This window comes from Saccharopolyspora shandongensis (assembly GCF_900106995.1).
Classification (GTDB): Bacteria; Actinomycetota; Actinomycetes; order Mycobacteriales; family Pseudonocardiaceae; genus Saccharopolyspora; species Saccharopolyspora shandongensis.
This window is the reverse complement of record NZ_FNOK01000003.1, coordinates 33,883-49,928: the sequence shown is the minus strand read 5'-3', so window position 1 is coordinate 49,928 and position 16,046 is coordinate 33,883. Positions and strand designations below refer to the sequence as shown.

The window sequence follows — 16,046 nt, the reverse complement described above, 5'->3', positions numbered from 1 at the left end:
AGTACCGCCCGTCCTGGTGCGGGGGAGCCCGGACGAGTTGCTCCGTCGTGACCAGCCGAACGCGCAAATGGGGCACTGAGACGGCTTCGGTCTGGATGTGAATTCGGTCTTGACGAGAGCAGAGACGCACATCACAGTCGTACCAACCGGTCGGTCTGAAAGTGATCTTGGTCTCCAGTCACCAAGCCAAGGGAGTCTGTCGATGACTGCGAGTGACCCGACGACGCACGCCAACAGGACCCCCAAGAAGCTGATGATCGCGGCGCTGATCGCCAGCTCCATCGAGTGGTACGACTTCTTCATCTACGCGACGGCCGCGGCCCTGGTCTTCGGTCACCTGTTCTTCCCCGGCGCCAGCCCGCTGATCGGCGTCCTGCTGTCCTTCGCGACGTTCTGGGCGGGTTTCATCGCCCGGCCCGTCGGCGGCCTGATCTTCGGGCACCTCGGAGACAAGATCGGCCGCAAGCCGGCGGTGGTGACCTGCCTGATCATGATGGGCACGGCGACGTTCCTGATCGGCGTGCTGCCGGGCGCGGCCTCCATCGGCGTGTTCGCGCCGATCCTGCTGGTGACGCTGCGGTTCCTGCAGGGCATCGCGGTCGGCGGGCAGTGGGGCGGCATCGTCCTGCTGCTCACCGAGAACGCCGGCCGCGGCCGGCGCGGGATGGCGGGCACCTTCGGGCAGATGGGCGTGCCGTTCGGCGTGATCCTCGGCAACATCACGTTCCTCGCCGTCGGCGCGGCGCTGAGCCCCGAGGCGTTCCAGGCGTGGGGCTGGCGGATCCCGTTCCTGGCCAGCGCGGTGCTGGCGCCGGTCGTGCTGTACATCCAGATGAAGATCGAGGACACCCCGGTGTTCCAGGAGCTGAAGGAGCGCAAGGAGAAGGCGGACGCCGAGGTCGTCAAGGCGCCGCTGATGGAGGTGCTGCGCTCCAGCAAGCGGACCGTGCTGCTGGGTGCGGGACTGCTTTTCGCCACCAACTCGATCTTCTACATCAGCATCTCGGGCCTGCTCGACTACGGCACCCGCGAGCTGGGCATGCCGCGCCAGTCGCTGCTGGCGGTGACGCTGGTGTCGTCCGCGGTCGGCATCGTCGTGATCTTCGTCAGCGGCGCGCTGTCGGACCGCTGGGGCAGGCGCCCGCTGATCGTGGCCGGCGCGGTCCTGCTGGCGGTGTGGGCGTTCCCGTTCTTCTGGCTGGTCGACACCGCGTCGATCGCCGGGGTGGCGATCGCGGCGACGGTGGGCAGCATCGGGTCGAGCCTGACCTACGGGCCGCTGGCGGCGTACCTGAGCGAGCTGTTCGCGCCGCGCGTCCGCTACTCGGGCGCGTCGCTGGCCTACCAGTTGGCCGCGATCCTGGTCAGCGGCGGCACGCCGTTCATCATGACCGCCCTGCTGGCGGCCACCGGCAGCTCCGCGTCGGTGTCGGTGTACCTGCTGCTGATGGGCCTGTGCACGCTCGGTTCGGTGCTGCTGCTGCGCGAGACCAACAAGGCCGGTTCGGCAGAGCCCCAGCACGCCCGCGAAGCGGTGGCGGAAGCCTAGGTTTCGGCCTGGTCGGGCCCCGTGAGCGCGTTGGGTTGCTGTGGCGCCCCAACGTGCTCACGGGCTTTTCGCCTGCGGAAACGCCTCAGTCGGGGGCGACGTCGAGGAGCCCGGCGATCTCGCGGAACGCCTCGGCGGGATCCCGGTCGCGCGCCGCCGCCGGGAGGTTGCCGGTCAGGCGGAGCGTCGCGAAGCCGTGCGCGATGGACCACGCCGCGAGTGCGGCCCGGTCGGCTCCGGCGTCGTCGAGCGCCGCGGGCAGGCCCGCCCGCAGGGCGTCCCAGGCCTGGGCCTTCGCGGCGAGCAGGTCGGGATCGTCGGGGTGGCACCGGTCCGGCTGGTGCATCACGTCGAAGTGGCACGGGTGCGACACCGCGAAGCCGACGTAGCGGGCGCCCAGCTCGATCAGCGTCAGGTCGTCGGCCAAGGCCTCCGCGAGCAGCCGGTAGCCCTGCGCGGCCAGCGCGGTGAACAGCCCGGCCTTGTCCTTGAAGTGGTGCCGCGGCGCGGCGTGCGAAACGCCGGCGCGCCGGGCCAGGTCCCGGAGGCTCAGCTGCGCCGGGCCGTGCTCGGCGATCATCTCGACCGCCGTGTTCAGCAGGGCCTGGCGGAGATCTCCGTGGTGGTAGGGCCGCTCCGTGCTCATGCATACATCTTGCCATTGACAAGATGAGGCTGGCAGGGTCAATCTTGTCAGCGACAAGATTGGGGAGGGGTCATGGCTGACGAACTGGGCCTGGCAAGGCGGATGTGGTGGTTGCTGGAGCCCGTGCACGCACTGCTCTACTACGCGCCCGAGGCGTTCGAGCAGGCGGAAGAGCTCGGCTACCGGATCGACGAGCGCTGGCCGAGCTACTTCGCCTGGCGTTCCGCGCCGCTCGGCGCCGCCGGCGCGGAACTGGTGGCCGCGGCGTTCTACAGCTTCGATCCGCAGCTGGTCCGCGAGCACGTGCCCGCGGCCTGGGAGATCGCCTCGCCGGAGCGGGTCCTCGCGGCGCGCGCGAGCGCGATGGACCGGACCTTCCGGCGGCTGCTCGACGGCGTTCCGGTGGCCGAGGCCGCGAAGCTGGCCCGGCGCGCGGCGGAGGCCGTCGACACCGCGGGCCGACCGCTGGCGGCGGCGAACGCGGGGCTGCCCTGGCCGGACGAGCCGCACCTCGTGCTGTGGCAGGCCGCGACGATCTTGCGGGAACACCGGGGCGACGGCCACGTCTCGGCGCTGCTGAACGCCGGGCTGGATCCGGTCGAGGCGCTGGTCTCGTTCGCCTCGGTGGGCGCGGCGCCCGCCGAGGTGTTCGCCAGCCGCGGCTGGAGCGACGAGCAGTGGTCCGCCGCGCGGGAACGCCTGCTCTCCCGCGGCCTGGTGGACGCCGAGGGGGCGGCGACCGAGAGCGGGCGCCGGCTGCGCGCGGAGGTGGAACGCCGGACCGACGAGCTGGCCGCCGGCCCCTGGCGAGAGCTGGGGGAGGCGAGCGCGGGAGCGCTGGCCGAACTCGTCGAGCCGGTCTTCGGCAAGGCCATCGGCTCCGGCCTGCTACCCGCCCGCAGCACGCTGGGAGTCGGAATGCAGTTCGCCTGAGGCGCGAGCTACCGATCTTCCCGCAATTTCAATGGAAACTGCGGTCCTCCGGCGTGTCAGACCCCGACACGCCGGAGGCGGAACCTCGATCAGGCGTCGGTGGCGAGCTGCTTGACCTGCTCGATGAGCTTGGCCCGGCCGACCGCGTCGCCCGCCAGCGGCGTCACGTTGAGGGTCGTGACGCCCGATTCCTTCAGCGCCGCCAGCCGCTCCTTGACGTGGCTCACGGTGCCGACCAGCGAGGTCTTCTCCAGCAGCTCGCGGGGCACCGCCGCGGCGGCCTCCTCCTTCTTGCCGCTGAGGTAGAGGTCCTGGATCAGCTCAGCCTCGGCCTCGAAGCCGTAGCGGCGGGCCAGGTTGTTGTAGAAGTTCTTGCCCTTCGCGCCCATCCCGCCGACGTAGAGCGCCACGTGCGGCCGCGCGAAGTCCAGCAGGTCGTCGAGCCCCTCGCCGATGGCCAGCGGCGCCTGGGCGACCACGTCCAGCGGCGGCAGCGACGCGTCGCGCTTGGCCTTGCCCGCCGCCAGCGGCTCGCCCCACACCTCGGCCGCCCGCTCCGGCAGGTAGAAGATCGGCTGCCAGGCTTCGGCGATCTCGGCGACCAGCTCGACGTTCTTCGGGCCGATCGCGGCGATCATGATCGGGATCCGGTCGCGCACCGGGTGGTTGATGATCTTCAGCGGCTTGCCCAGCCCGGTGCCCTGGTCGGCGGGCAGCGGGATGCGGTAGTGCTTGCCCTCGTGCTGGACCTTCTCGCGGCGCCAGACCTGGCGGCAGATGTCGACGATCTCGCGGGTCCGGCCCAGCGGCGCGTGGTACGGCACCCCGTGGAAGCCCTCGATGACCTGCGGCCCGGACGCGCCGATGCCCAGGGTGAACCGGCCGTCGGAGACGAAGTCCAGGCCCGCCGCGGTCATCGCGGTCAGCGTCGGCGTGCGGGTGTAGATCTGCAGGATGCCGGAGGCGATCTCCAGGCGTTCGGTGCGGGCGGCGATGAAGCCCATCTGGCTGACCGCGTCGAACGAGTACGCCTCCGGGACGTACACGATGTCCAGTCCGGCCTTCTCGTAGGTGGCCAGGTCGTCGACGGTTTCCTTGAACCCTCCGCTGTAGTTCAGCGGCATCCCGATGCGCATTGGCCGAACCCTTCCGGTCTGTGGCGAGCGGCGAGGCCGGGGCGTCGGCCACGCCGCCGAGGTAGCCCAGAGGCTACCGCCGAGTAAGTCGCGCCGGGAGACGGCGCCCGACCCCGGGAATGTGACACAACTCTCAATAAAACCTTGGTGTAGCGGGATTTTCGGTCGAAATGACCCCGACAATGGGACCATGCCGCCGATTACCTCCACCACGCCGCGCCACGAGCCGCGTGGTCGGGCGGTCGCGGCATGAAATTGGCTCTGCTGGACATCGGGTCCTCTGCTGCGCGCCTGGAGATCGTCGACCTCGATCGGTCCCGGATGCCGCGCGCCGACTGGAGCGTGAAGGCCCGGACCAGGCTCGCCGAGCACACCGGCGCGGACGGTCTGGTCACCGAGCTCGGCGTCGAGCACGCGGTGCGGGCGGTGCGGCACTGCGTGAACGCGGCCATCGACGAGAAGCCCGACGCGCTGATCGCGTACGGGACCTCGGCGGTGCGCGACGCGGTCAACGGCGCGGAGCTGCGGCAGCGGCTGAGCGAGGCGGCGGGCGTGCGCATCGGCGTGCTCAGCCCGCGCGACGAGGCCGCCGTCACCTACCACGCCGCCCGCCGCTGGCACGGCCGCTGCGGCACCGTCCTGACCATGGTGGACATCGGCGGCGGCACCATCGACGTGGCCACCGGCACCGGTGGCGAACCCGCCGACGTGGTCTCCCTGCCGTTCGGCGCGGCCCGGCTGACCAGGCAGTACCTGCCGGACGATCCGCCGCTGCCGCAGCAGGTCGACGAGCTGGTCGCGGCGGTCCGCGGCACCATCCCCGGCTCGCTGCGCACCTTCTCCGACCGCGACCTCGGACATCCGGTGGCGCTGTCCAAGGTGCTGCGGCAGCTGGCCGTGCTCACCGAGAGCTCGCCGGGCAGGATGGCCCGCCACCCCGACCGGCTGCTCCGCGCCAAGTTGCGCCCCTGGATCCCGCGGCTCGCGGAGCTGGACCAGAAGCAGCGGGCGGCGCTGCCCGGCGTGTCGCGCAGCCGCGCCCGCCGCATCCTGGCCGGGGCCATCGTCGCCGAGCTGATCCTGCGCACCATCGGCGTGGACGAGCTGGAGATCTGCCCCTGGGGCCTGCGCGAAGGTCTCGTCTTCCGGTTCGCCGAGGCGCACGACGACACCGACGGCGACGCCCTCCGGCTGATGGCGACCCTCTTCAACTGAACCGGAGATCACAACGCCGCGCGAGCGCGCGACGCCCGGACACCGGTAGCGTCGATGATGTTCGTGGCGGAAGCCGGCAGGGAGGGGCGCGTCGTGGCAACGCTGCTGTACATCCTGATCACCATGGTCGCGGTGTGGATCACCACCGCGCTGCCCGGCATCACGCTGGAGGGCGAGGACACCACGGCGAAGGTCCTCACGCTGCTGGCGGTGTCGGTGATCTTCGGCATCATCAACGTGGTGCTCAAGCCGGTCGCGAAGACGCTGGGCTGCCTGCTCTACCTGCTGACGCTCGGGCTGTTCGGCCTGGTGGTCAACGCGCTGCTGTTCTGGCTGACCAGCTACCTGGCCGGCGAGCTGCGGCTGCCGTTCCACGTCGACGGCTTCTGGTCGGCGTTCTGGGGCGCGCTGATCGTCACGATCGTCAGCAGCGCCCTAGCCGGCATCGTGCGCCGCACCCGACCCCAAGTCGAAGAACGCTGACACCTGTCGATCCCGGCCAAAACGCCGCGAAGCGGGCAGCGCCCCGGATATCCTGCCGCCCACAGGGGATCTTGATGGACCACGGAGCCGGCGATGCGATGCAGCCTGCGGGAGTTCGGCGGCCTGTTGCGCGAGCACGCGGTCGGGCCGGAGGTCGCGGCGTTCCTGATCGCGCGGCCGCAGACCGCGGACGAGCCGCCGGGCGGGCCCTGGGACGAGCTGGCCGCGAACCTGGCGCGCGCATCGGTGTTCGGATTCGCGCAGGTCGACGTCCCCGGTGAGGCCGAGCGGCGCGCCGTCGTGGCGGTCGGCAACGGACACGCGGTGCGGGTGCTGGTGCAGGACGGGTCGGTGACCGCGAAGGAGGTCCGCCCCGATGCGCCGTGGCCGGCGCTGGTGGGTTGCCTGCCGGACCGCGAACCGGCCGAGGGCTGCGAGGTCACCGTGCCGACCCGCGTGCTGGCCGAGGCGCGCGCCGACGCCGAGCAGCGCGGAGACCGCCAGGTGGACTGGCTGGCCTACGAGCTCAAGCGCCGCCGCGTGCCGCCGGAAGACGCGCACGCCATCGGCGACCTGCTGCGGCGCGCGGACGGGATGACCGCCCGCCTGACGGTGGGTTTGCGCGTCCTCTCCGGCGCGGTGCGCAACGGCCCGTTCGGGATCGAGGTGCACCACGCGCCGTCCGGCCGCTCCGCCGTGATCCCGGAGTCACCGGACGACACGTTCACCGTGGTCGCCCCGGCGGGCGCCTACCTGCTCGGCAGGACCCTCCAGCAGTACGTCGAGGACCTGTGGGCGGGCACCGGCGAGCGCACCCAGCCCCTGCCCCGCTGACCCTGTCCACTGTGGATTCCGTCGGGTCGGGATAGCCTGGCCTGGAGTTGTCCGATGGGAAAGAAGGCCGACGTGGAGTTGCTGCTGCTGTCCAGTTCGATGAAGCACGGCACGGGTTTCCTCGAACACGCCATGCCTGCCGTGACCGAGCTGCTGGCCGGTCGCGGGCGGCTGCTGTTCGTCCCGTTCGCCAAGCGCGATCACGACGGCTACGCGGCGACGGTGCAGGCCGCGGTCGCGCCGCTGGGCATCACCGTCGACGGCATCCACCGGGCCGACGACCCGGTGGCGGCGGTGCGCGAGGCCGAGGCCGTGTTCATCGGGGGCGGGAACACCTTCCGCCTGCTGTCCACGCTGCACCGGCTCGGCCTGGTCACCGCGCTTCGCGAGGCCGTGCGCGGCGGCACGCCGTACATGGGCGCGAGCGCGGGCACCAACATGGCCTGCCCCAGCCTGCGGACCAGCAACGACATGCCGATCGTCGAGCCGTCGTCGTTCGAGGCGATCGGGCTGGTGCCGTTCCAGATCAACCCGCACTACCTGGACCCCGACCCGGGCAGCACGCACATGGGCGAGACCCGCGAGCAGCGGATCGCGGAGTTCCTGGAGGACAACGACGTGCCCGTGCTGGGCCTCCGGGAGGGCGCCTGGCTGCGGGTCCGCGGCGAGCACGCCGAGCTCGGCGGCAGCACCGGCGCCCGGCTGTTCACCCGCGGCGCGGAGCCGCGCGAGCTCGGGCCCGGCGACGACGCCACGTTCCTGCTCCGCACCGAACCGCGCTACGACGCCTGACCGCGGGCAACGGTGATGAAACGTTTCCGTGTTTTCATGATCACCCTGTGCTAGTGTTTGGCCGCGCGACCGCCCGCGCTGGTGCGGGAGCGGGCTGGTCGCAGGGGGTTCGACATAGCGGAGCACTGTGACGCGGACGAGCAGTTCGGGTAGTGACTACAGGACGATCCGAGCCCGCCTGACGCGCATCGGCGTGGTGCCGAGCGTGATCCTGCTGGCCCTCTGGCTCGGATTCTCGTCGCTGACCGTGTACGACGGTTACAGCGCGAGGGTGATCGCGGTAGGGGTGAAGAACGCCTCGATCCCGGCGGTGAACAGCCTGGCGGCCCTGCAGAAGGAGCGCCAGTTGGCGATGGAGCGGCTCAGCCGCCCGGACATCGACCCGGCCGCGCTGATCGCGCAACGCGCGATGACCGACAGGGCCGTCGGCGAGATGCGCGCCAACCTAGGGCAGCTGGCCGAGGAGGCACCGTCGCGGATCGCGATCCGGGCGCGCGACCTCGATGCTCTGCTGATCCAGCTGCCGCAGCAGCGCGTCCGAGCGGATGCCGGGAACTCGTCGAAGGCCGAGACATTCCGCTTCTACAACCGGCTGCTCGACGCCGGCGTCAACCTGTTCGACACCCAGTCGCGGGTGACGCCGGACCTGGCCGTCAGCCAGGCCGCCCTGGTGGCGACCGACGTGTTCCGCGCCGCCGACCAGATGTCCCAGGCCGCATCGCTGGGTGGTGCCGCGCTGGTCGGCGGTGAGTTCAACACCGAGGACCACCTGTCCTTCTCCGCCCTGGCCGGCGCCTACCACTCCAGGCTGGAAAGCGCGGTGCCCGCCGCCGCACCGAGCACGATCGACATGTACCGGCGACTCATCGCCAGCCCGGACTGGCAGCGCCTGGTCGGCTTCGAGAACGCGCTCGTCGAGCATCCGCCGCAGCGCAGCGGGAAGTTCGCCGTTGACGAGGAGGAGTGGCGGCAGTCCACCAACGCGGTCGCCGAGGACCTGGTCGATATCGCCATCGAGCAGGCCAAGACCACGTCCGACCTCGGCCTGAAGAACGGGACCGACCGGTTCGTCCAGGTGATCGTGGGCAGCCTCGCGGCGCTGCTGGCCGTGCTGGTCGGCATCGTGCTCGCCGCGCGCAACGCCCGGCGGCTGGTCGACCGGACGCTGGTGACCAGGCTGGCGAAGCTGCGCGACGACACGCTGCGGCTGGCCAGCAAGCGGTTGCCCGACATCATGTCCGGGCTCAAGCGCGGCGAGCAGATCGACGTCGAGGAAGAGCTGTCCCCGCTGGAACACGGCAACGACGAGATCGGGCAGGTGGCGGAGGCATTCAACACCGCGCACCACACCGCGGTCGCCGCGGCGGTGCGGGAGAACCAGGCGAAGTCCGGCATCAACAAGGTCTTTCTGGGCATCGCCCACCGGAACCAGGGGCTGGTGCACCGCCAGTTCAAGGTGCTCGAGGAGTTGACGAGAGGGGAGGAGCACCCGCAGCGGCAGGACGCGCTGCTGCGGCTCGACCACCTCGCCACCCGAGCCCGCCGCAACGCGGAGAACCTGATCATCCTGGCGGGCGAGCAACCGGGGCGGCAGTGGCGAAAGCCGGTGCGGCTGGCGGACGTGGTGGGTGCGGCCGTGGCCGAAACCGAGCTCTACGACCGGATCCGGATGCACCCGATGCCCGAGGTCTCGCTGGTGGGTGCTCCGGTGGGCGACGTGATCCACCTGCTGGCGGAGCTGATGGACAACGCCACGTCGTTCTCCTCGCCGCGCTCGGAAGTCCAGGTGTACGGCAGCAACGAGCGGCGCGGTGTGCTGGTGCGGATCGAGGACGAAGGGCTGGGAATGCGCCCGGCGGACCGCGACGACGCCAACGTGCGGCTGTCGACGCCGCCGCGGTTCGAGGACATCACGTTGCGCGGCGATCCCCGGCTCGGGCTGTTCGTGGTGTCGCAGCTCGCCGCGCGCCGCGGCATCAAGGTCGTCCTGCAGGAGGCGACTGGGAACGGCACGGTGGCGACGGTTCTCCTGCCGACCGAAATCCTGGCGACCGAGCCGATGTTCGACACCAGGATGGATTTCACCCGCCCGGCGGATTGGGAGGAACTCGAGCCGAGATTGCCGACCCCGCCGAGAATTCGCCCGGATGCCCGCAATTCGGAGTCGGGTGACGGCGATTCCGGGCGTGCCGGGCACTCGCCGGAGCGAAGCCGTGGCAACATGGCCGCTTTCCAACGCGGCACGCGCGAGGCGCGGCAAGCGGAGGAACCGGAATGACCGGTCCGACGAAGGGGAAATGCGCGGATGACGGACAGGATCGGCCCCGATGGTGAGCTGAACTGGCTGCTGGACGACCTGGTGACGCGGGTGGTGGGAGCCCGTGACGGAGTGGTGCTCTCGGCGGACGGCCTGCTGATGGCCCGCTCGGCGGGTCTGTCCACAGCGGACGCCGAGCACCTGGCGGCGATGGCGGCGACGTTCCAAAGCCTGGCGAAGGAAACGGGAAGGCATTTCGGCGGCGGCGGAGTGCGCCAAACGCTGGTGGAGCTGGACCACGCGTTCGTCTTCATAACTGCGGCGGGAGCCGGAGCATGCCTAGCGATACTGGGAGAAGAAGAAGCGGACGTGGGAACGATCGCCTACGAGATGGACCTCCTGGTGACCAGGGTGGGAAATTACCTGAGCTCGGCCCCCAGAGCAGAAGTCCCAACCCAACAACAAAGGCCCTGAAAAACCCCACGAACCCCAACCGCCACAACAAGAACAGAACCAGCGCTGCTGCACGAAACCCGAAGCGCCCACAACGCAGACCAACCCGAGCGCACCAAAACGAACCCGGCCCAGAAGGGCCGAAGACGAAGCCACCGAACCAACCCATTGCCAAGCCTGCCGAGCCGCCCAACACGCTCCACGCTGATGCGAAGCGGCCGAGGGCAAGGGCTGGTCGGAAACCCAGGCCGGGAACGGCTCCCGACGCAAGGAGCCGATGAAACGGGCCACCGCATCGTGGGGGTGTGGGGGTTCGACCCCCACGGCAAAATACAAGTGAACCCTGTCTGCCAATGGCAGACAGGGTTCACCTATGAACGCGTGGGCGATACTGGGATCGAACCAGTGACCTCTTCGGTGTGAACGGAACACGAAACACCACGCTGACCTGCGAAAATACACTTCTGTGGGTCAGTGTGGGTACGTTCAAGTCAGTTGAAGTCCGTTCACAGCCGTTCAACGCACAGTGCTGCTCCCCATTTGCTCCCCGCCGTGCTCCCGCCAAACCATCGCAGGCTGTACCGCACCCAGACTCGAACCTATGGCCAGCGTCAACCGCGATGACGCAGGCCGCGCACACTCCGGTGTGCGTTCGTGCCCCCGGTGCGAGTCGAACAGCATTTACATGAACCATGGGAACCAACCACCCCGTTGCCGCACTGCTCGCGGAAGCCGACCCCCTGATGCTCTCGCTGCTGGCCGGTTTCGACATCGACACTGACGAACTCCAGCAGGCGCTCCTGGAAGACGTCCGCGGCCACGTTCGTTGACTTGCGTCCACACTCGACACGTCGGCTACGCGTGAACAACACGCCCTCGCCGCATAAAGTCCCGAGGCCCGGTCACGGTGCGGAACCTCGTTGTCGGCCACCACCCGCTGTGGCCTGGTACGCGGGCGCCAAGTCGATCACCACTCTGATCGCCTCACCGACCGGCCCGGTCTGCTGATGCCGCGGTACCTCCCCGTTGACGATCATGCTGAGGACCACCAGCGGATTGCTGTTGTCGTACGGCAGATGTCCTTCAGCAGCGCCGAACAGCGTCATCCCGAGGCTCCACAGATCCGCCGACGGCGTGGCCGGGGCCCCCGGCGACCTCCGGTGCGAGGTACGCGGGTGTACCCATCAGATAGCCGCTGCGGGTGAGGGTGGGGTCGACACCGTTGCGGGCAATGCCGAAGTCGCCCAGCTTGATCTCCCCGAGCTCGCCGACCAGCACGTTGCCCGGTTTGACGTCGCGGTGCACGATGCCGATCCGGTGCGCGGTCTCCAATGCCGCCGCGTCTAACGCGGGGATTTGGTGTTTCCCGTCCAGTCTGAAGCCGCTTTCGCCCGCGACGGGGGATGCTTGCGGTGCAAGGCACGCCAGTCGGTTGGCGTGCAGCCCAGGGCGTTGCGGAAACGGCGGGAGAAGTGCGATGCGTCGACGAACCCGCAGGCGCGGGCCACCGCGGCGATGGTGAGGTTCGGCTGCGCGAGCAGGCGTCGCTGAGCGATTTCTAGTCGCAGCTGCATGATTGTTTCGTTGAGGGAAAGCGGTTGGGACTGCCACAGCTGGAACAGCTTGCGGACCGAAATTGCGTGAGCTGCAGCGATCTGGTCAGGGTTGATGTCCGGGTCGGCGGCGTGCATGCGCACGTAGAGCGTGACCCGGCCCAGGAGATGGTCGTGGACAGCGGCGCGGCGTTGGTAGTCGTCCTGTGATGTGCTGGCCACCAGTCCCTTCAGCAGGGTGACGGTCGCTTCAGCGGTGGCCTCACGGGCCTGGTGGCTGGTCAGCAGCGGGGCGTAGGTGGCCAGGGAAGCCAGGTGATCGTGGACCACGCCGTACAGGGGGCTGGTCGCGAGACGGTGGTCGGCCGAACGGATGGTCTCCACGCTCGCTTCCAGTTGGGAACGCTCGACCTGGATGCTAAAGCCCGTGCCGGTGCCCTGACAGCTGTAATTGAATGCAGCGTTCAGATCCGTGAGGAAGAGATTGCCGCGACGCAACGGTCGGTGGTAACCGTGGTGCTCGTAGTAGCCGGGCGCACCGTCGAACAGGACGAACGCGATCCGGTCTGGTCCGGTCCGGTTCCGGTGTTCCTCGGCACGTTCGTGCACGGCACTGGTGTGGACGGTATGTACCAGCGTGACATTGCGGTGGAGTTGGGTCCCAGATACACGGGCTTGAATGGACGCCGGGTGCTCGGTGAGGAACCGGACCCGGGTTGGTGATACGGCACTGGCGAACGCGGCCTCGAAAGCCGCGGCGCGATCCTTCGGGGCGAATTGCCCAGCGTCGAAGAGGATTTTCATGTGCCAGTCTCCATTAGGCGCAGCAGTCGGCAGCTGCTGCGGATGCCTCCCAGCTTCGACCGAAACCCTACGGGCGCGCGGCGCACAGAGCGATACTCTGTGCGCGCTCCGGGTCTCGGCAGAGTCACCCAGCTTGGGTCAGGTGGTGATGTGGAGGGCTGCGTGCAGTGTGGCGGTGGCTTGGTTGATGGCGGCATCGGCGGCGTAGGTTTCGCGTAGGGCGTTGAGCATCACGAAGTCGTGGATGATGCCCTGGTAACGCGTGGCGGTCACCGGGACGCCGGCCTGACGCAGCTTGTTGGCGTATGCCTCGCCCTCGTCGCGGAGCACGTCGGCCTCGCCGGTGATGACCAGCGCCGGCGGCAGGTTTTTGAGTTGCTCGACGCTTGCGCGCAGCGGGCTCGCAGTGATCTCCGCTCGCTGCGCGGGGTCGGTGGTGTACTGATCCCAGAACCAGTACATGGCGTCGCGGCGCAGGAAGTAGCCCTCGGCGAATTCGTGGTACGAGTCGGTATCGAAGGCTGCGTCGGTGACCGGGTAGAACAGCACCTGTTGCACCAGCGGCACGTCGCCGCGCTCCTTTGCCATGAGCGTCAGGGCAGCGGACATGTTGCCGCCCACCGAGTCGCCGGCGACGGCGATGCGGGTGGCGTTCAGATCTTTGCTCGCGCCGTCGGTGACGATCCAGCGGGCGACGGTGTAGTTCTGCTCGATGGCGACGGGGTAGCGGGCCTCGGGGGAGAGGTCATACTCGGGGAAGACCACGGCCGCATTAGCGCCGACGGCGAGTTCGCGGACCAGCCGGTCGTGGGTGTGGGCGTTGCCGAACACCCAACCGGCGCCGTGGAGGTAGATGATCACCGGGAGGACACCGGTGGCCCCGGCGGGCTTGACGATGCGGGCCTCCACCGATCCGGTCGGGCCGCCGTCGACGGTGATCCATTCGTCGTCGACCGCGGCCTTGGCGATGTCGCTGGACTGGACGTCGTCGACGATCTTGCGGCCGTCGACCGGGCCGAGGTCGAACAGAAACGGCGGCTTGGCAGTCGCCGCCGCGAACTCGGCGGCGGCCGGTTCGAGCACCGGTGGCATCGGAACGTACTCAGACATGATTGCGACTCCTCATCTGGGTGCGGATGACGATGTTCGGTTGACCGGGTGAGCTACCGCCCGGAAGAACCGGCCTAGCAGGGCGCTGGCCTCAACCCCGGGCGCGGTGGCACCCGGACACAGGTCCGGAAGATGCGCGACATGGCCCTGGATGGTCTCGGAGGCTAGCGGCCGGACGCCGCATCCTCCATCCGCGAATGAATCGTTTGCACGCCCAGCTTTTCAAAGACCGCAGAGAACCGGGTGTGCTGAACGTGCACGTCCTAAGTCCAAGAACGCAAACATCGGTGCACAACCCGCCGAAACGGACCTTCGACAGGCTCGCTTCGCCCGACGGGTCGCACAAGCACACGCGGCGTAGGCCGGTGCGCCCCGGGTCTGCCCAGACTTTGTCACGACGACCGTCCGGTAGAACCATCCGCGCAATGCGCGGGGCCGACCGCCCCGCAGGTAGACGCCATTCTTGGCGCGAATTTTGGTCGAGGGTGTGACATCTGGCCTCCGTCGGTCATATCGAGATGACAGCGGAACAACGACCGACGAACGGATGCCAGTCATGATCTTGATGGGTTTTCTGGCCAACGCGCCGTGGCCAGTAGGGCTCGCAGCGGCGATGCTGCTGGCACTGGCCATCGAGCGATCACGAAGAAAAACCTACAAGTCGGTCCTTTCCACCGCCCCTGATGGAACCCTGCTGATTGACAAGTCCCGACGTGGCCGGGCGCTCATCATCGTGCGCGTGCCCGATTCCCGCCTCGGCGAGGGTCTAGTGGCCGAGGCGGAGCGAGATGCCTGTAGACGATGAAGACCTACGGCGTGACTTCGAGGCGTTTATGAAGGAGAACGACAGAGAACTGGCGTCCGTTGCGAGGCGGTACGCCGGTTTTAGCGGGCTGCCGGAGGCCGCAGGGAAGGACATCGCTCAAGACGCCCTGTGCATCGCGTGGGGAGCGTGGGGAAGGGAACTGGCCAATGCGGATTGCGGACGGCGCCTAGCCTTCGTGTACGTCGCGATGAGCTATAAGGCTCGGGAGGAACAGCGATCTCGGCGCCGTGCCGGCGAACTCCACGATCCCTTGGACATGGTGAACCTCGAGGAAAAAGAGGCAAGCTACGAGGACCGTCACCTAGCGCGTAGCGCCTTGCGTGTTCTCGCCGACGCGATGGCAGAACTGTCGGATGAGGAGCGGTTGATCCTTGACCTTGCGATCGCGTGTGTGCCGCGTGGCCAGATCGCCGCTCAACTTGGCCTGACCGCCACCAACGTTACGACAAAGCTTCACCGAGCCCGGGAGAAGCTCCGCCGATCCATTGGCCCTGACGTGCTCGCTGAACTGGGCATCGGGCGCGTCAGGAACCCGACTGGAGGTGCGCGATGACCACCGACGACGACCGGATGGCGAGCCCTGCCTCGGCGGCCGGGCCTGAAATTCCCGTAGTGACCGGAGATGCCGACATCGACCGGCTCTTGTCCGCCGCCGGTCGGCACCTGGATGCCACCGCCACAATGACGTCGATAGACCCAGCCGAGGTCATCGACCGAATCTTCCACGATGACAAGGCCCGCGAAACTCGAAACTCCGCACCTACGGTCGACCTGACCGCACTGCAGGATGACGACGCATTACTCGACGCTCTCGGTGGGACCAACCCCGATGTGTCCATGCCGACCGAGTCCACGCGTCCGAGCCTGGAGTCGCTGCTGGTCGCCTGGCGGCAGGATGCCGACGCGGTGCCGATCGGCGATCTGGTCGACACTGACGCCGCGGTCACCGCGATCGTCGCGGGAAACCGCCCGCAGCGCAGGCGTGGTCGCCGTCATCTGGTTCCGGTGGCCACCGCCGCCGCCGTTCTGATGATCTCCTTCACCGGTGTCGGCATGGCCGCTCGCGATGCGCAGCCCGGCGACATGCTGTGGGGCGTGGCCCAGGTTCTCTACGCCGACCACACCCGCGCGGTGCAGGCCGCGAGCTCGGCCCGCGAGGACCTGAACACCGCCGAGGGCGCGATCGAGAACGGCAACCGCAACGCCGCCGAGGCAGCGCTGCGCTCCGCGCAGGAGCAGATGCGGGGCGTCGACGACGAGCACGGGCTGTCCGACCTGAGGGCAGCGTACGCCTCGCTGACAGCGCGAATCGACGACAACGAACACCTGTCGAACACGCCGAGCCCCCCCACACACCCGACCGCCCCGCCTACCCCGGAGGGCTGAGCCGCGCGCCGCGCGGCCCAGCCAATCCCGATCGCAAGAAACTGAACGGCTCTGCTACTTCGACCAACT

General features: G+C 68.9%; 18 protein-coding genes. 12 read left to right on the top strand and 6 right to left on the bottom strand.

Translation table 11 applies throughout. The annotated features are described in order from the left end of the window. The first annotated feature begins 202 nt into the window (after positions 1 to 202). The gene (locus tag BLW84_RS03590) at positions 203 to 1,549 is read left to right on the top strand and encodes an MFS transporter (protein ID WP_093261238.1); all 1,347 of its coding nucleotides are present in this window, start codon (positions 203 to 205) and stop codon (positions 1,547 to 1,549) included. Between the two features lie 85 nt (positions 1,550 to 1,634). Here BLW84_RS03590 and BLW84_RS03585 read toward each other — a convergent pair whose 3' ends face one another. Continuing rightward, positions 1,635 to 2,195 (bottom strand): TetR/AcrR family transcriptional regulator, encoded by a 561-nt coding sequence (locus tag BLW84_RS03585; RefSeq protein WP_093261236.1) that lies wholly within the window; start codon positions 2,193 to 2,195, stop codon positions 1,635 to 1,637. A gap of 72 nt (positions 2,196 to 2,267) precedes the next feature. Between BLW84_RS03585 and BLW84_RS03580 the strand changes: the two genes are divergently transcribed. Next, positions 2,268 to 3,128 (top strand): SCO6745 family protein, encoded by an 861-nt coding sequence (locus BLW84_RS03580; protein ID WP_093261233.1) that lies wholly within the window; start codon positions 2,268 to 2,270, stop codon positions 3,126 to 3,128. Between the two features lie 89 nt (positions 3,129 to 3,217). Here the strand turns inward: BLW84_RS03580 and BLW84_RS03575 are convergent, their stop codons facing one another. Next, complete coding sequence (locus BLW84_RS03575; RefSeq protein ID WP_093261231.1) at positions 3,218 to 4,264, bottom strand: LLM class F420-dependent oxidoreductase; 1,047 nt, start codon at positions 4,262 to 4,264, stop codon at positions 3,218 to 3,220. Between the two features lie 249 nt (positions 4,265 to 4,513). Here BLW84_RS03575 and BLW84_RS03570 point away from each other — a divergent pair, with 249 nt between their 5' ends. The 7 genes from BLW84_RS03570 (at position 4,514) to BLW84_RS47215 (ending at position 11,128) form a co-directional block, all read left to right on the top strand. Next, positions 4,514 to 5,479, top strand: coding sequence for a Ppx/GppA phosphatase family protein (locus BLW84_RS03570; protein ID WP_093261228.1), 966 nt, complete (start codon positions 4,514 to 4,516; stop codon positions 5,477 to 5,479). A gap of 93 nt (positions 5,480 to 5,572) precedes the next feature. Further along, positions 5,573 to 5,962 carry a phage holin family protein gene (locus BLW84_RS03565; RefSeq protein ID WP_093261702.1) on the top strand — a complete coding sequence of 130 codons (390 nt, stop codon included), beginning with the start codon at positions 5,573 to 5,575 and terminating at the stop codon, positions 5,960 to 5,962. 93 nt (positions 5,963 to 6,055) lie between these two features. Next, entirely contained in the window at positions 6,056 to 6,796 is a 741-nt protein-coding gene (locus tag BLW84_RS03560) for an ESX secretion-associated protein EspG (protein ID WP_093261226.1), read from the top strand. Positions 6,797 to 6,850: 54 nt separating this feature from the next. Then, the gene (gene pepE, locus BLW84_RS03555) at positions 6,851 to 7,588 is read left to right on the top strand and encodes a dipeptidase PepE (RefSeq protein ID WP_245760913.1); all 738 of its coding nucleotides are present in this window, start codon (positions 6,851 to 6,853) and stop codon (positions 7,586 to 7,588) included. Between the two features lie 205 nt (positions 7,589 to 7,793). Next, positions 7,794 to 9,866 carry a sensor histidine kinase gene (locus BLW84_RS03550; RefSeq protein ID WP_093261698.1) on the top strand — a complete coding sequence of 691 codons (2,073 nt, stop codon included), beginning with the start codon at positions 7,794 to 7,796 and terminating at the stop codon, positions 9,864 to 9,866. 27 nt (positions 9,867 to 9,893) lie between these two features. Continuing rightward, positions 9,894 to 10,319 carry a roadblock/LC7 domain-containing protein gene (locus BLW84_RS03545; RefSeq protein ID WP_093261223.1) on the top strand — a complete coding sequence of 142 codons (426 nt, stop codon included), beginning with the start codon at positions 9,894 to 9,896 and terminating at the stop codon, positions 10,317 to 10,319. 671 nt (positions 10,320 to 10,990) lie between these two features. Further along, a complete protein-coding gene (locus tag BLW84_RS47215) occupies positions 10,991 to 11,128 on the top strand; it encodes a hypothetical protein (protein ID WP_177226264.1) in 138 nt (45 codons plus the stop codon). A 72-nt stretch (positions 11,129 to 11,200) separates the two neighbouring features. Here the strand turns inward: BLW84_RS47215 and BLW84_RS50115 are convergent, their stop codons facing one another. From BLW84_RS50115 to BLW84_RS03530, 4 genes are all read right to left on the bottom strand, one after another. Further along, complete coding sequence (locus BLW84_RS50115) at positions 11,201 to 11,404, bottom strand: hypothetical protein (RefSeq protein ID WP_342743097.1); 204 nt, start codon at positions 11,402 to 11,404, stop codon at positions 11,201 to 11,203. Then, the gene (locus BLW84_RS48865; protein ID WP_342743096.1) at positions 11,382 to 11,630 is read right to left on the bottom strand and encodes a protein kinase domain-containing protein; all 249 of its coding nucleotides are present in this window, start codon (positions 11,628 to 11,630) and stop codon (positions 11,382 to 11,384) included. Before BLW84_RS48865 ends, BLW84_RS50115 begins: the two co-directional genes overlap by 23 nt. Positions 11,631 to 11,641: 11 nt before the next feature. Continuing rightward, a complete protein-coding gene (locus BLW84_RS48860; RefSeq protein WP_093261221.1) occupies positions 11,642 to 12,655 on the bottom strand; it encodes an AraC family transcriptional regulator in 1,014 nt (337 codons plus the stop codon). Positions 12,656 to 12,793: 138 nt separating this feature from the next. Next, the gene (locus tag BLW84_RS03530) at positions 12,794 to 13,765 is read right to left on the bottom strand and encodes an alpha/beta hydrolase (RefSeq protein WP_093261219.1); all 972 of its coding nucleotides are present in this window, start codon (positions 13,763 to 13,765) and stop codon (positions 12,794 to 12,796) included. Positions 13,766 to 14,321: 556 nt separating this feature from the next. Here BLW84_RS03530 and BLW84_RS45985 point away from each other — a divergent pair. From BLW84_RS45985 to BLW84_RS03520, 3 genes are read left to right on the top strand one after another with little or no spacing between them, the layout of a single operon-like run. Then, positions 14,322 to 14,570 carry a hypothetical protein gene (locus tag BLW84_RS45985; protein WP_143060853.1) on the top strand — a complete coding sequence of 83 codons (249 nt, stop codon included), beginning with the start codon at positions 14,322 to 14,324 and terminating at the stop codon, positions 14,568 to 14,570. After that, a complete protein-coding gene (locus BLW84_RS03525) occupies positions 14,554 to 15,144 on the top strand; it encodes an RNA polymerase sigma factor (protein ID WP_093261217.1) in 591 nt (196 codons plus the stop codon). Before BLW84_RS45985 ends, BLW84_RS03525 begins: the two co-directional genes overlap by 17 nt. After that, entirely contained in the window at positions 15,141 to 15,977 is an 837-nt protein-coding gene (locus tag BLW84_RS03520; protein WP_245760912.1) for an anti-sigma-D factor RsdA, read from the top strand. Before BLW84_RS03525 ends, BLW84_RS03520 begins: the two co-directional genes overlap by 4 nt. Positions 15,978 to 16,046 lie beyond the last annotated feature (69 nt).